Origin of the sequence: Leptospira broomii serovar Hurstbridge str. 5399, from assembly GCF_000243715.2 — a bacterium.
GTDB lineage: Bacteria > Spirochaetota > Leptospiria > Leptospirales > Leptospiraceae > Leptospira_B > Leptospira_B broomii.
Genome location: NZ_AHMO02000011.1, coordinates 495,021 through 510,459, shown reverse-complemented (window position 1 = coordinate 510,459; position 15,439 = coordinate 495,021). Strand labels below are relative to the sequence as shown.

Annotated in this window: 13 protein-coding genes; 6 read left to right on the top strand and 7 right to left on the bottom strand. The window is 42.1% G+C overall.

The features are described from left to right. The first annotated feature begins 254 nt into the window (after positions 1 to 254). Both LEP1GSC050_RS21340 and LEP1GSC050_RS19700 read left to right on the top strand, forming a co-directional pair. Complete coding sequence (locus LEP1GSC050_RS21340) at positions 255 to 464, top strand: carboxymuconolactone decarboxylase family protein (RefSeq protein WP_408605412.1); 210 nt, start codon at positions 255 to 257, stop codon at positions 462 to 464. A 303-nt stretch (positions 465 to 767) separates the two neighbouring features. Then, on the top strand, positions 768 to 2,687 hold the full coding sequence (locus LEP1GSC050_RS19700; RefSeq protein WP_010570074.1) for a 7TM diverse intracellular signaling domain-containing protein: 1,920 nt from the start codon (positions 768 to 770) through the stop codon (positions 2,685 to 2,687). A gap of 51 nt (positions 2,688 to 2,738) precedes the next feature. On the opposite strand, the gene LEP1GSC050_RS19695 is transcribed toward LEP1GSC050_RS19700, so the two are convergent. Then, positions 2,739 to 3,965, bottom strand: coding sequence for a glycoside hydrolase family 57 protein (locus LEP1GSC050_RS19695; RefSeq protein ID WP_010570073.1), 1,227 nt, complete (start codon positions 3,963 to 3,965; stop codon positions 2,739 to 2,741). Beyond that, positions 3,962 to 5,323, bottom strand: coding sequence for a glycosyltransferase (locus LEP1GSC050_RS19690; protein ID WP_020987870.1), 1,362 nt, complete (start codon positions 5,321 to 5,323; stop codon positions 3,962 to 3,964). The genes LEP1GSC050_RS19695 and LEP1GSC050_RS19690 overlap by 4 nt, the downstream gene beginning before the upstream one ends. 283 nt (positions 5,324 to 5,606) lie before the next feature. Between LEP1GSC050_RS19690 and LEP1GSC050_RS19685 the strand changes: the two genes are divergently transcribed. Then, positions 5,607 to 5,984, top strand: a complete 378-nt coding sequence (locus tag LEP1GSC050_RS19685) for a hypothetical protein (protein WP_010570071.1) — start codon at positions 5,607 to 5,609, stop codon at positions 5,982 to 5,984. Between the two features lie 74 nt (positions 5,985 to 6,058). On the opposite strand, the gene LEP1GSC050_RS19680 is transcribed toward LEP1GSC050_RS19685, so the two are convergent. Together LEP1GSC050_RS19680 and LEP1GSC050_RS19675 are read right to left on the bottom strand one after the other, a co-directional pair. Further along, positions 6,059 to 6,715 carry a DUF2461 domain-containing protein gene (locus LEP1GSC050_RS19680; protein WP_010570070.1) on the bottom strand — a complete coding sequence of 219 codons (657 nt, stop codon included), beginning with the start codon at positions 6,713 to 6,715 and terminating at the stop codon, positions 6,059 to 6,061. Positions 6,716 to 6,798: 83 nt separating this feature from the next. Beyond that, the gene (locus LEP1GSC050_RS19675) at positions 6,799 to 7,605 is read right to left on the bottom strand and encodes an enoyl-CoA hydratase-related protein (protein ID WP_010570069.1); all 807 of its coding nucleotides are present in this window, start codon (positions 7,603 to 7,605) and stop codon (positions 6,799 to 6,801) included. A 382-nt stretch (positions 7,606 to 7,987) separates the two neighbouring features. Here LEP1GSC050_RS19675 and LEP1GSC050_RS19665 point away from each other — a divergent pair, with 382 nt between their 5' ends. Next, the gene (locus LEP1GSC050_RS19665; RefSeq protein ID WP_010570067.1) at positions 7,988 to 8,824 is read left to right on the top strand and encodes a helix-turn-helix transcriptional regulator; all 837 of its coding nucleotides are present in this window, start codon (positions 7,988 to 7,990) and stop codon (positions 8,822 to 8,824) included. Between the two features lie 91 nt (positions 8,825 to 8,915). Next, entirely contained in the window at positions 8,916 to 9,467 is a 552-nt protein-coding gene (locus LEP1GSC050_RS19660; RefSeq protein ID WP_010570066.1) for a YbhB/YbcL family Raf kinase inhibitor-like protein, read from the top strand. Between the two features lie 72 nt (positions 9,468 to 9,539). Here LEP1GSC050_RS19660 and LEP1GSC050_RS19655 read toward each other — a convergent pair whose 3' ends face one another. Both LEP1GSC050_RS19655 and LEP1GSC050_RS19650 read right to left on the bottom strand, forming a co-directional pair. Further along, positions 9,540 to 11,003, bottom strand: a complete 1,464-nt coding sequence (locus tag LEP1GSC050_RS19655) for a PilZ domain-containing protein (protein WP_010570065.1) — start codon at positions 11,001 to 11,003, stop codon at positions 9,540 to 9,542. After that, a complete protein-coding gene (locus LEP1GSC050_RS19650; RefSeq protein WP_010570064.1) occupies positions 10,984 to 12,834 on the bottom strand; it encodes a PP2C family protein-serine/threonine phosphatase in 1,851 nt (616 codons plus the stop codon). The genes LEP1GSC050_RS19655 and LEP1GSC050_RS19650 overlap by 20 nt, the downstream gene beginning before the upstream one ends. A 503-nt stretch (positions 12,835 to 13,337) precedes the next feature. Here LEP1GSC050_RS19650 and LEP1GSC050_RS19645 point away from each other — a divergent pair. Then, complete coding sequence (locus LEP1GSC050_RS19645) at positions 13,338 to 14,276, top strand: MBL fold metallo-hydrolase (protein WP_020987914.1); 939 nt, start codon at positions 13,338 to 13,340, stop codon at positions 14,274 to 14,276. 35 nt (positions 14,277 to 14,311) lie between these two features. Here the strand turns inward: LEP1GSC050_RS19645 and LEP1GSC050_RS19640 are convergent, their stop codons facing one another. Then, positions 14,312 to 15,274, bottom strand: coding sequence for an NAD-dependent epimerase/dehydratase family protein (locus LEP1GSC050_RS19640; protein WP_010570062.1), 963 nt, complete (start codon positions 15,272 to 15,274; stop codon positions 14,312 to 14,314). Between the last annotated feature and the right edge of the window lie 165 nt (positions 15,275 to 15,439).

Sequence of the window (15,439 nt, the reverse complement as noted above, 5' to 3'; positions counted from 1 at the left end):
ACGGACGACTATTTTGAAAAAAATGTAATATCAAATAATAATATTATATTTATATAACATTTTTATAGAATGGATTCATGTCTTTTAATTTCTTCCGTATAATTACCTCCGGAATTCATTTACTCAATATTCATTTTCTTTGAAAAAACAATATTGACAATGACGAAAAACAGGTAAAGTATCTTTACTTCGAATTCACCTTATTTAAAATTAGATCTTTTTAGAGAGCTAACCGTTTATGATGCTCGATTGGAATGAATATCAGGGACAGCTACAAACGGCTATTGCCGAGATCGGAAGGATTAGCCCCAAAATTCTTCGAGGGTATAGAGGACTTAGCGAAGAGGGCTTTCTTAGACGGTAAAACTCGGGAGCTGATTATCTTGGCTGTCACAATTACAAGGCAATGCGACGGATGTATTGCGGCTCAACACGGACGCGGCCAGCAAGTCAGGAGAAAATAACCGAGGCTTTAGGAGTTGCCATTGAGGTAAATGCGGAGGCGGCGGTTACATATTCGGCAAGAGTCATCGATTCATATAAGATCAAAGCAAAAAGCTAATGACTTCCCGATTGGATGAATGCGTTTGAAGTAATTTTAGGATTTCTACTTTTTTACGGTAACTATGTTTGCTTTCTAAACGTCATTTAAATCTGTGATTTTCGCAGAAAAAAAACTTAATATTGCTAAGCGAAGATCGTATTCCTGCGATTTCAATTTAGCCCCTTCGCAATCGATAGAAATTATTTGATCAGGACGCTGGAAAATGATAAAAACTGTGAAATTCGGATTGTTCTTTGGAATTTGCAGCGTACTGTTTTTTTCAGTTTCCTCATGCTCCCGTACAGTCTCGGCGAAAATATCCCCGGTAGCCGAAAAGGGAGTACTCGATTTGCGAGAGTGGAATTTTCCCGAAGATGGTATCGTAAAATTGGACGGCGAATGGAAGTTCCTTTGGAAGGAGCTCCCACTTTCTCGTCCGAAATCCGACGCAAAGGAGGGGGAGCCCAAAATCGTTTCGGTTCCCGGGAACTGGAATCAAATACCGAATTTGGTTGGAATGAATTCATTGCAAGCCTACGGTTATGGAACTTATTCCTTGAAAGTTCTTCTCGGACCTAACTCTCCGCGGCTTATGTTAAGATTTCAAGACGCCGGGACGGCTGCCTCGGTCTTCATTGACGGAAAGAAAATCGTTAGAAATGGAGTCGTAGGTGTGGATTCAAATTCTTCCAGGCCGCAGTATCTTCCGCAATACGCCTACTTATCCCTGCCTAAGCAAGAATTTACGATTCGAGTGGAAGTTTCGAACTTCCATCATTTTAAGGGAGGTCTTTGGGAATCGATTCGAGTCGGCACTGAGTCCGATATGCAGACCTTTCGGGAAAATCGATCTAGCAACGAGATGATACTTTTCGGAAGTATCATCATTATGGCGTTTTATCATTTCGGATTGTTCTCATTGCGCAGGAGAGATTTAAGCGGACTTTTCTTCGGGTGTTTTTGCCTAGCCATTAGTTTGCGCTTAGTTGTAACAGGAGAACGATTTTTAATTCGCAAGTTCCCCGATCTTCCATGGGAACTATGGAATAAAGCGGAGTATTTATCCATATATTTGGCCGTTCCGTTTTTCGTTAGTTATATGGACGCATTATTTCCGGGAGTCTTCTCATCGAAAGCTAGGAAAGCTAGCTTTTGGTTTCACGCGTTACTTGCAATTACGGTCGTTTTGACGCCGGCAAGAATATATTCGCATACAATGATTCCTTTCGAACTATTGATGCTAATCCATATCGCCTGGATTATATTCGTTCTTTCTAGACTACTTTATCGAGGTTCCGAGGGAGCGTTGACCGCTTTAGGCGGAATGCTCGCATTGACAATTAGTTCGGTTAACGATATACTTTATTCGCAGGCGTTGATCAATACGGGTTATTATCTGCCGTTCGGTCTTTTTGCCTTCATTTTCGCACAATCCTATCTGCTTTCGTTCCGCTTTTCGCAGGCATTTTTGTATATAGAGCGTTTATCGGACAATTTACTGGAAGTTAACCGAGCCTATAGTCGATTTGTTCCTTTGGAATTTTTGAAATTCCTTAATAAGGAAAACATAACGGAGATAGGACTCGGGAACCAAGTGCAAAGAGAAATGACGATACTTTTCTCCGATATCCGGGATTTTACCCATTTGTCCGAAAAAATGAGTCCGAAAGACAACTTTGATTTCTTGAATTCCTATATGAGAAGAATGGGACCGGTTATACGTAAGAATAAAGGATTTGTGGATAAATACTTAGGGGACGGGATCATGGCTTTGTTTCCGAACAGCCCGGACGACGCTTTGCAGGCTGCAATGGAAATGTTAAAGGAACTGGAAAATTTGAACCTATCTAGGAAGGAGCGAAAATACGAGCCAATTCGGATCGGTATAGGTTTGCATACGGGAACGCTCATGCTAGGAACGATAGGTGAGGAAGAGCGGATGGACGGGACTGTGATTTCGGATGCAGTTAATCTTGCCTCGCGCATCGAAGGTTTGACTAAGGAACTTCATGCGACTCTTTTATTAAGCGAGGATACTTATAAGAAACTCCATAATAGAAAGAAATATTCGTTTAATAAACTCGGTAAAGTAATCGTTAAGGGTAAATCCAAATCTAGTCAAGTATACGAAGTCGTCAATTGACGACTTCGTATTTTGATCGAAGGCATTGATGAAATTAACCTTTCATGATGCTCAAGCTTCCTGTAGGAGTTTTGCTTTCGGCGCCGGGGCAGAGGTCCTTCTTTTAAGTTTCTGACGAAAATCCTGTAAAACGTTCATATAATAGATATATGCATCGTACGGAGAAGAATACGGACTAAAATATTTATGTACATCGCCGTCGTTAAAATACTTGGTGCACATATAATAAAAATGATCCGAGGTTTGTAATTTTCCGTAGGTATCCAGCAGCTCTTCGTCTCCGAAACTATAGACCTTATCCTCAAGCTCGTATACGGCTTCTAGGGCTTGGCGCTGCATCGAGTTGCCTAACCAAGCAGAAGTATCTCTCTCCATATCTGCCCAGGAAACGGGCTCATGAGTATCGATATCGCCGATCGGATAATAATTCTCCGCCGCTCTCGAGACTGTGTTGAATTTAAAATCGGGATGTTTTTTTATCTCCGACGGCAACAGTTTAAGGAATTCGAAGATTCCGGAATCCGCCCACTGATGTTCGCCGAATGTTTCAAAGTCCATGAACAGATTAACACATTCTCCGTTTCCCGCGACCGAATGAACCCAATTCGAAAATTTGTCCGCTTTCAACGGATAAGCGCTCCAGCTTCTTTCGGAAAAACGAAACGCGATATCGTCGCTTAAACGATAATTTTTTAGCATTAAGTTTAAGCCAGGTTCGTATTTAGCTTTATAAAGGAAATTAGGACTTCTCCAATCCAGAAGTCTATCAACGCCTTCCATCAGCATCACTGAATATCCCATATTTCTTACTAAACTTCCGATCCGATTGGAATATATTAATTCCGTATTGCGGAATGCTTCCGGCAAAACTCCAAGTTCGCGTTTAATCGTCTTTCTGTGTTTTTGAACGTGTCTATAAAACTCCCTTTCAGAGAATAGACTTGAGAGCGAGTGGTAATACGTTTCCGCAAGAAATTCTACATTACCGGTATCCGCCAGCCGTTTGAATTGGTCCAGGACTGCCGGGCACCATTTCTTAAACTGTTCAATAGCAGTTCCGGAAATTGAAAACGTAAAATTGAACTCATCCTTGTGTTCGCGAATCAAATCCAGAAGTAATTGCGTGGTCGGTAAGTAGCATTTTTCGGCAACCTTCCTTAAAATCACGGAATTCTTTTCATCATCGAAATAGGTATCGTCCTTTCCTATTTGGAAAAACCCGTACGGCTTTAGGCGAAACGGTTGATGGACCTCGAAATAAAAACATACTGATATCATACTTTACTCCTATACACTTCTTCGATTCTTTTTGCATTCTTATGCCAGGTGAGTTTTGAGGCATCTTTCTTGGCTTCGTGCCCCATATGGTCTCTTAACGTTCTACTTTTGAGTAAAGCTATCGTTTTAGCCGCCAGTTCATCAGTGTCCCAAAAGTTAACTTTTAAGCATTGATTGACGACTTCGCTTACTCCGGATTGGTTTGATAATATAACAGGAAGATTATGCGACATTGCCTCCAAGGCGGTTAAGCCGAACGGCTCTGAAACCGAAGGCATGATATAAAGGTCGCTTATCTCATAAAGCCGGTGCGCGCTTTCTTTATTTAAATATCCTGTATAGTGAAAATGCTTTCCGATTCCTAAATCGGCGGACAACTCGATCATTCTATGATGAAGATCTCCGGTGCCTGCCATGACAAACCGGACATTCGGCACTTCGCGAATGATTTTCGCCGCGGCTTGAATAAAGTAATCCGGACCTTTTTGATATGTAATGCGTCCTAAAAATAGTACGATGGCATCGTCGATAATCATCTCCGGATCCTCGACGTGTTCCGATTCCGAGTTTTCGGATACTCCATTATGGGCGACGAAAATTTTTGCGGGATCAGCCTCGTATCTTTCTTGTAATAAGCTCTTAGTGTAATCGCTTACAGTTATGATTTTATCGGAGAATTCGCAGGCATCCTTTTCTATAAGCTTTATGTAATCGTTTTGATTTTCGCCGGATCTGTCGTATTCAGTGGCATGAAAATGTAATATTGTTTCTGCCGTCAGTTTGGTTTGGATTTTTTTAGCCGCAGGAAATGTCATCCAATCGTGAGCATGAATTATATCCGGCTGCAATACGCTTGCAACTTTGGCTGCAAAATCCGCATATTTATGGATATCCTGAAATATGACCGGACCGTAACCGCCGGATATGTGTATCGGAAGAGCTGCGGTAGCGGAGTTCTTCTTTATTTCTATCTTATCTTTGCCCGAGGTTCTTTCGAAAGTTTCCGAATATAGCCGAGTTTGATCGTTTCCGCCGATAAACGTGCTATAAGGCGAGAAATTTAGAGTATCGCTGGTTTGCTGAGCATTGAAGGAATGGGCTTGAATTAATTCGTTTTGGTCTTCTTGATTAAGAAGTTCCCATCCAGAATTTATGTCTAGTAAATTGACGCCGTCGATTTGCTCCTCGTCTCCATAGAGTTTAGGAACCAGCAAGAATATGGTGTGCCCTAATTTCGATAAGGAATTCACGATTCCTTTGCAGGCAACGCCAAGCCCTCCTGCGATATGAGGAGGGTATTCCCATCCTAGCATGAATATATTTTTTGGAGGCGTATCTTTTAGATCGATATTGTTCACGACTATTGCTCGGTCTTCATGTCTTTTAACAATGATAAGTAATACTATATTTTTAGAATTAAGCAACTAGCGGGGTGGCAATCCGCTTAAATAAAAGGAAATCGAGTAATATACCGGGTGAAAATACGGCTATGATTTATCTTTCAGGTTTCCGCCGAATGACGAACGTCCGATTGGAGCGCTCAATGCGAGCCGTTGACAAAAAGCATTCATAGAACAGATATTAATTATTTTATAATAAATACAATTTGAGCTATAATGGAAGGACTTATTGGGGAGAAATATGCAACATTCAATTCTTTGGATAGATTCAGAACAGGCAAAAGGATTCGTTTTTACGAAAGATTCGTTTGAAATGAATACCGACTTAGATAGGATTAAGCCGAAACATCATGATAATCATTTGGATAGAATTGATCAAATTCATAACGAGGAAATAAAGCATTTCTTCCATGAGGTTTCGCAAAAGCTAGGAACGGCGAGCGATCTGCTTATTGCCGGACCCGGTATGGCAAAAAATCATTTCAAATCGTATTTAGAGACGCATATGCCCGAACTGGCAAAGAAAGTAGTCGGAGTCGTTACGATGGACCATCCGACCGCTCCGGAGATCATTAAGTCTGCCAAGGAATACTATCACGATCACCATTTGAAGATCTGAATACCGTTTTGAAGCGGCTGTTCCGATATGATTCCAAAAAGCGGATATCTTACTCGGAACAGGCCGTATTTCGGTCAGAGTTTTATGGCTTTGTTTAAAAATCGATTGAGTGGAAGCATTTGTTCGAAAGATTTTAGGCAAAGTTTAACGAAATGGTCGTCTAACACTTCTTTATCGCTGAATTTGCGGATCGCGATGAAGCTTTTCAAGCGGAGTAAATCGATATCGGGGTGATCTTTCGAAAATCCTTTCGGGGCGGAGTTTAATCGTTCCCCTTCAAGTTCCTTAAATTGATTTTTAAAACTCTTTGCTCCGATTATACTTCGGAGCTCCTTTGAATCCGATGCGATTGCGTTTCGAACGGAAAGTAATGCCGGAGAGGGCGGGAGATATAGTCCTCCGGCGACCATCGACTCTCCCGGAGCTACGTGAATATAATAACCCGCCGAAGCTTCCTTTTTACCTGCAGTACCGATCCAGGCTCCGAAATTGGTTTTATAGGGCGATTTGTCCTTCGAAAATCTTACATCCTTATAGATTCGGAACACGCATTCTTTCGCGCTTCGATTTCGGATACTCGGATCGAAAGTTTGTATTCCAAGAATCAGATCTTCCACAAATTCATAAAATTCGTTTAATGAGGAGCGATAAATTATTTCATTTTTCTTGAACCAATCCCTATTATTATTCTTGGATAGATTCTTTAAGAAATCCAATACTTGTTTATGCATTGTCGTCTTCTTCTTTTCCTAAATCGTATGCTTCTTTCGTTCTCTTATGATTTACTCGGATCTTAAAATCATATCCAGGTCGATTATCGAAACCAAAAACGTTCCCCCTTTTGAAAGTTAGAAACACCCTCGCGGAATGAATCGCTCGTTACCACAGGATAAATACCTCTCGCCTCTATTTCCAAAGCTTCCTCTATCGGCCGTCCATATCCGTCTATTGCGGAGGATAAATCCGCCATTAACGCGTCTCTAGGAACGGAGCAAATTTGTTCGGCGTAGCGTCTTGCTCTTTCGATTCCTTTCCCCTTGGGAACAATTTCCCATACAAGCCCGATTGCCTGCGCTCTTTCCGCTCGAATTCGTTGGCCGGTAATAATTAAAGGCAAAGCGGATCCAGGCCCTATTAACCAGGGGAGATAAACCGTTCCGCCGTCTGCAAGGGGAACCCCCCAACGTCGGCACGCTACGGAAAACATTGCCTGCTTTTCCGCAATTCGGATATGTCCATGGCAAAATAATTCGAGCCCGCCGGCATATGTATAGCCTTGTGAAACCGTTATGACCGGTTTTCGTTGCACGACTCTAGAGCCGCCCATCGGACCCGTCGAATTTTTTACCCAATGCCGAATTTCATCGTTTGTTCCGTTGATATCCATAAGAGTTTCCAAGGCGTTCAGATCTGCGCCGGCACAAAACGATTTTTCGCCGTTTCCTCGCAGGATTGCTACCGTTAGATCGGTATCGTCTCGGAACCGTTTCCATGCGGCGAGAAGAAGTTCTGCAGTTTCCCCGTTTACGCAATTATGGACCTCCGGACGATTGATGATAATTTCGAAAATGTTTCCATTTTTTACGGGAAGAACATGTGTAAGAACGGTTTGCTGACTCATTGAAATTCTCCATGACAAAGTTTTGGAAAGTAAGTTTTTGATTCGCGCCTAACGATATACTTACCGAATGTTTGGAAAAGAAGAAAAGAATCTTAAACGGTTAAATAGTTTTCCCGAATTTCTTAGCGAACGTCGTTCTATTCGGATTTCATCTAAACCCGAGTGAATTTATGACTCATTTGATTCTATTCATATTCGACTTCGAACCGTTCGTTCCGTGTGATCGAATTTTATCGGAGAAGAACAAAAAATTTCGATGCAGGTCCGAGATTCTATGCTACAAAGTTTTTGTGTCTTACGCTCGTCGATTCCCCGAGTCTTATTTTATAAGCGATATAAATGAGCTCCGAATTTTGCTAGCGGGTGCTTTTCGGAGGAACGAATGAAACGAACGATAACTTCGCGCGACGGTGTCGGGATCACTGCCTCCGTTAGGCAGAAATTCGAATTATACCTTTCAAGGGTGGTAACGGAGTTGCCGACTCTCGTTTTCGTTAAGAAAGGAACAAAAATAATGCGGCGAGAGGGCGTTGAATATATAGTAAGGGAAGGGGAAGCCGTTGCCATAGCAGGGGGACAGTCTTTCGACGTCGTCAATGCACCCGAGAACGGAGAATTCGAAGCTTCATGGTTGGCGTTTCATCCGGATATAATTAAGCAATTCAGTGAAATGCAATATTCTTTCACGCCGATTGAAATAGCGTTTACAATGACGTCCCTAAAATCGGGATTTTTAGAAGCCTTCGAACTCGCGATCGAATCCATAACAACCAGTCGAAGTATTCCTTCAGGCATTGCCGCTCATCGAGTAAGCGAAGTCTTACTTTGGTTAGGCGAATACGGAAAACGATTTCAAATTTCCTCACATACCAAGTTAGCCCACAAAGTAAGATCAGTGCTTAATTCCGATCCTGCAAACGATTGGTCAGCCGCGAATATCGCGAATCAAATGAAGATCAGCGAGGCGACTTTACGTAGAAAGCTGGCGTCGGAGAGCGTATCTTTTTCCGAATTGTTAATAGACGTGCGAATGTCTCGCGCCTTGTCATTATTGCAATCGACGGATTTATCGATAGGTGAGATCGCCAAGGAAGTCGGATACGAATCTCCGTCTCGCTTTGCGGTTCGATTTAGGGAGAGGTTCGGTCATTCTCCCGCCGATTTTCGGAGAAGTATAGTGCAGAATGAGCGGATCGGCACAGCCTTTGATCGAGTTTGACAGCTCCGGCGGTTTTCAAAGAAAATTGGAATGCCAAGTTTTAAGTTAACTCTACGCTTTGGATTGCGTTAAGAACTGGGAGGTTTTTATCATGCGATTCAATATTAAGGTGGCAGCACTACTTTTTGCGCTTTCCGCGAGTTCCGCGTTTGCCGCCGATTTGAAAGTTAGCAGTAGTTCCATTAAAGAAGGCGGAGTCATAACAAACGCTCAAGTTTTTAATGGATTCGGTTGCTCCGGAGACAACGTTTCACCGGATCTCCAATGGACTGGTGCGCCTAAAGACACCAAATTCTTTGCCGTAACCGTCTATGATCCGGATGCACCTACCGGAAGCGGTTGGTGGCATTGGGTAATCTTCAATATTCCTGCCGATGTGACGAGCCTTGAATCAAAGGCGGGAAATGAAAGAGGAACTCTGCCGAAAGGTGCAATCCAAAGTCGTACCGATTTCGGAAAGCCAGGATACGGAGGTCCTTGTCCTCCTGCCGGAGACAAACCTCACAAATATATTTTCAGAGTAATCGCTTTGAAAGATAAGATTCCGCTAGACCAAGACGCCTCCGGCGCCTTAGTCGGATTCTATATAAATTCGATGAAGTTAGCCGATGGAAAACTAACCGCTAAATACGGAAGAAAATAAGATAATTTCGAACTTCGCGTCGGGAGGCAAATTTTAGTCTTCCGATGCGATTCTTTTAAAATTCAAGTAATCTCAATTTTCGCTCGGAGAACTTTTCGTAAGGTAAAAGAATTTTTGGGGAAGAGTGTCGTCGATTACTCCTAGGGTTTTTGGACCTGAGATCGTATCCGCAAAACTAAGCAGCTCCTCATCCGTTCTGTATATTAGGCTCCAATCCATCACTTCCATGATTCCGATTTCATCCGAGTCGGCGGAAAAATTCCCTAAGAAAATTTCTCCGGTCGGGTTCAAGAGAGAGTATAAGTGAGAACAGATTTTTTGAGCGGTTCTAGTTTTAATATAATCGAATAATCCTGCCGAATAAATCAAATCCACTTCCGAGTTGGAAACGTATTTTCTCGGATTAGCGGAGAATCTCGCGATTTCGACGTTTAAACAATGGAAGTCCAATTGCTTCTTACTTCTGAGTAGCGCGATTCTAATTCCGTGTTTTGCTTCGGTTATGGCCCTCGGATCCTGATCGAGTAGATAAATACTAAGCTTGTCAAGTAGGGATTGATCCGCGTTTCGGACGAGGGTTACGACTTCACGGGCGGGACCACAGGCTACCGATAAAACGAAAATTCTTCCGTCGGTTTTCTTTAATCTGTCAAGAATCGTCCTATAAAAGAAGTTTTGTCTATGAAAGACCGCTTGCGCCGATTTGAGATTTAGAGTACACCTATGTAAGCTTTTCCCTAGTAAGTTCGTACCCTCGCTGGTATTTCTATAGATTGCATCCATCATCTCAAAGTCTCCCGCATAACCGAGCGGTTTAAGCGTAGCTCGTTTCACGAAAGGATCCAAAAATAAAAAGTCTTTTAATTCCTGGCGAATATATTGGAAATTATATTGGATCTCGTTAGGCGGAAGCTCATGGTACAATTCGTTCGACTTTATCTTTAGAAATTCGTAAATCGGAGTCAATAGCATATAAGTGGCTTTATAGATTTCCTCCTTTAAGTTGTATCCGACCGCAAATTCATATTCGTTTAGGCTGGATTCCATTTGAGTAAGAAGAGGCAGTATAGACTGAATTTTTTCCTTTGCCTGAAATACGATGGAAAGCGATCCGTTATGCGGAGTTTTGGGTTCGTTCGATTCCACTTTATTTTTGATTCCTAAAAGGGAATCATGAACGGAACGAAATAATTCCAAATGGATTGGCTCGTCGAATTGTACTCCGTATTCCCATCCCGTGTCCGTACGTTTCTCCCACCGAATCACTCCGCTTAGTTTTCTGCTATACTGCAGGACGTCGGTATAGATGCTCATTTCGAGGGCCGAACCGACTCTCTCTTCTCCGGGCAAGGATTCCGGGTTATAGATTCGAGTGCCGTGTTTGGATATATCTTTTAGAAACGATTCGATCGTACATTCGCTTCCGTTTAAGGAATGTATTTTATACTGACAACGATAAGCCGGAGTAAAGACCTCTTCTTTAGGAAGTTGTTTTTCAATCGCTTCTGCTATTTGGTTAGACGACGTTTTTTCCATTGTGAGTTTTTAGCCTTCCTAAAAGATTCAATGCGATAGCATTATCAGGTTCGTGAGAAAAGACGTCTCTTAATAAAAGTTCCGATCGCTTTGTATCTCCGGTTCTTCTATAAGAATCAGATAATACTATCAGATTGTTGACGTGACTCGGGTTTCGATATCTGAATCGCTCCCCGTATTCGATGGAGTCCTTGTAATTTTTAGTCTTATTTAGATTTTTTGCGAGAAAATAAAGATAGTTCGATTCGATCGGTGAGATCTGAACGATTTCTTTAGCGGCTTGAATCGCCCTGGAAAGATTTCCGTCTTTTAGATTGTCCGACACGATATGTTTCAGGGAATCCAGAGTTTTTTCGGAACTATGGCCGTTGTCGGTTGATGAAAAATTCTCCGACGATTTTCCGTTTCCATTTTGATTGCCGATTCCGACGGAGGAATGCTTTGGTTGATAAGTTATTTTTAAAAGAGATAGGTCGTCGATAATATCTCCGGAGTTCTGCAATTCCGAAACGATCCCTTCCAGTTCTCCTTTTCCCTTCTCGACTTTATCTAAAAAGAAATTTTCGTCTTCCACCATGGTTTTGGAATTAATTCCGGGATCAAATACCATCAAATCTTCTCTACCGTCCGAACCTAGGATAATCGAATCACCCGGTTCCATTTGGAAGAGGCTGACGAAAAGTTTGCTCTTCAGCTCTAACATTCCGACTTTTCTAAAATACATCTGGGAATCCAAGAAGATCGCTTTTCCGTCTCTGTACAAAACAGGGAAGGGATGCTCGGCATTGATATAATATACTAAACCTAACTCTTCGTCCGCAAGACCGATGACCATCGAGATCATCATCGCTCCGTCAAAGCTTTCGAAGGTCTTCTGAAGTTCGATCACAGCGTTCTTAAGCCATCTTTCCGGATATTGACTCTGTAGGACCTCCATCATTTTGGTTCTTTGCACCATAGCATGGAAAACTGCGCCGAAAACGATCGCACCGCCCGCACCTTGTAGGGATTTTCCCATTGCATCCGCATTCACAAAGACGATGTAGGTTCTTCCCTTTAGAGTAATAACGTTGGAAACGCAGATATCTCCTCCGATTTCTTGCTTCCATGTTTTAAAGACGAATTTCTTCTTTTGACTAGTATAAAATTCTATATGAATCGATTCGCTTTTTGCTAAGTTTAAACTCAAAGGCTGCAAGACTAAGGAAGTCAAAAAATAATCCCCGTCCTGCTGGGACTTTAGATTACTGATTAAATCCATCTTCTCGAATTCGGATTTGGTTAATGTGAATTTAAAGTGGGCGATCGTAACCGAAATGATGATCGTCCCCAACATAAAATATAGATTGTTAATGATCGAAATGACCTGGTATTCTTTGTCAAAAATAAGGTTCAATATCACGTATTGAACCACGATGATCATACTGTTTAAGCTTCCTTTTAGAGCGTTCCAGGGTAAGAATAGATTTACGGCGATCAAAACTAGGTTTAATCCCGCATAGTAGGAAGATTCAAACCCCCCGAGTCGAGTTGTCATAAGCGAAATGATTCCGCCGACTACAAAAGTAAACACGTAAGCATGAATCGCGTTCCAAGGATTCGGGCTGGAATATTTCAGAATAATAAATTGTATGAGAACGATGATGCTTGCGACGGCTCTTAGAGTCAGAAAGTAGGTTAAGTTCTGATCCAGATATTCTCTAGGAATAATGAAATAATCCAAACCGCCAAAAATAGGAACAAGCGTAAAGCCGAGGACGCAAACAATCTGAATCCATTTCTTCTCCAGAGTCCAAATGAATTTCTGGAAACTTTGTTCCTGTGAGAGCATCGGTTCAATCCTTCGGAGAAAGTGAGTTATGATTCGGATCTGTCTTTTATTGTCGATAACAAGACTAACGTTTTGAAAGCGCTCCTCGAGAAGTGTTTCAAAATTTCCGCTATTCTAATCAAGGATATACCACCGTCAATAAATAATTAATAAATGGAAAACAATGTTTTTATTTAAAACGTTTGTATTGATTAGGTGGAGAAACGTTGATTCAAAAAAATAAAAATGATCGATGAAGGAGCGCTGCACAACGATCATCAATGTATCCGAAACCGAACCTACGAAAAAATTTCAGGAAATCTAATTTAATTGGGTTCGATGCGAATTTGTAATTTATCTAATTAGTGCGCCGCCCAAGACTCAATAATTGAAAAAAAGACAGACTATAAAAGAAATGTTTCGTTTCGGAGTTCGGCTTCGGTTAACGGTTACAAAGAACTATTCCCTCGAATTAGGTCCAGAAAATCCCTTGATTTCTTTTACTGTACGTCGAATCTGTTCGTATGAAATTCTTATCTTTGTTATGCGTAATGTTATTTTTATCCTGTTCGGTTACTTCCCATACTGCTTTACAAGTAACAAGAGGAAAACCCGGAACCCTTCAAACTAGTACTGCTTCAGAAAAGGGGGCGATCGTTTTTCAAAAAGTTCTAGCTGCGGATTGGGCGGCGGAAAGATCCGGTTTAATTAATTTAAAAGACCCGAAAGTTAAAGAAGCGAAGCTCGAGTCCGGAAAGGAGCCGATTCAGATTTATTTTTACGTGATAGATCATCCGAAGTTCGGTCGCTATATCATCGATACCGGAATCGCGGATGTTTTTCGTAAAGATCCTAAAGAATGGCCGATTTCGGCGCTTGTTGCGTCAGCCATGAATGCCAACGATTTAAAGATTCATCTTACAGCCGACGAATGGTTAAAAAAGGAGTCTAAACCCGTCAAGGGAATCCTATTAACTCATCTTCATTTAGACCATATTTTGGGAACTCTTGATTTCCCTGCGGGAACTCCTATTTATACCGGTAAAAGAGAGGCCTCGAAGCGTAATTTTTTGAATCTCTTTATCCAGGGAACAACGGATAAGATTTTAGGTCCTGCGCCTGCCTTAGAAGAGCTTACCTTTACCGAAGGAGATGGAAATTCTGCAAGGGTGTTGGATTTCTTCGGAGACCAGTCGTTTTATGTTATACAGGTTCCGGGTCATACCGCCGGAAGTTTGGCGTTTGTAGTGAAGAGTACTTCGGGACTTCAATTACTCACAGGAGATACCTGCCATACTCGCTGGGGATGGGAACATTCCGTTACTCCAGGAGAATATACCGAGAATCAGGATCTGAATAGAGAAAGTTTGGACTTTCTTAAGGAAATCGCAGCCAAGTTTCCCGGAATTAAAGTGCATCCGGGGCACCAATCTCTTGTAGCCGGTGGAGATCACCAGAAGTGATCGAAAGTTTCGATCGCTTCTTTTAATATAGAATTTTATCCGAATTCTTTCATCGCGATTAGGCCCTGTGCGACCGAAATTTTCGGTGCATAACCTAATTCGCGTTTTGCTTTATCGATCTTAATCGTACATTCTTTGGCCATGATATCGGTTGCGAATCGCATTAATGGAGGTTCGCTTTGAATCCCGAAAAGATTCCAAACACTCTCGACTATAAACGCAAGACTACGAGCTAAGAAACTCGGGACCGATCCGTTCGGTAAATCTATGCCTTGGGTTTTCATCATAGACAATAAGAACGATCGGAAGGTTTGATCTTCGTCATCGGTAATAAAATACGATTGCCCTCCGATTCCTTGAGTTAAGGCAAGCTCGGCAGCATATGCTAGATTTTGAATATAAGTAGTGGAGGTTCGGGCTTTTCCTCCGTTAATCCACAGAAATTTTCCTTCCGATACCATTTTCTTTAAGACGGGCAAAACGGAAGTATCGCCCGGGCCCCAGACCAATCTAGGTCTTAACGAGATCGTTTTAAACTTTTCGGAGTTCGCAGCTAAAACGCGTTTTTCAGCTTCCGCTTTAGTTTCGCTATAGAGGTAAGGCGTTTGATTCGGGTACGGGTAGGTTTCGTCGATTTTAATCATATCTTGCCCGTGGAACAAGGCCGCCTCCGTCCCCATGTGAATGAAACGTTTTACTCCTGCGGCTTTTGCCGCTTCCAAAAGTTGACTCGTTCCATCCACATTAGCTTCCCAAAAATCCTTTCGATTTCCCCAAGGTCCGACGAAGGCCGCACAATGAACGACTATATCTATTTCCCGCAATGCGTCGGAAGGAATCGCTCCCAGCTTTCCCCGAAAGACTTCTAGTCCTGCCTTTTTCAGAATTGCATCACTTTCAGCGGATCGCGAAAGCGCCAAGACGGAATGATTCTCCTTCAATCGTTTTGCAATCGCTCCTCCAACGAAGCCGGAAGCTCCCGTAATAAATATTCTCATATTCTCTCCATATTATTCATCTCTTTGGAATCTTCCAATTTTTACTCTTTAGTTTAGAGGGCATAAACCGTTCCAGCTCTTATCCGAACGAATCATACTGGATTTTTCGCGTATTGTCGTCCTGAATCAAGATTTCGGACTAACGAAGAGGGAAATTTATTTGAG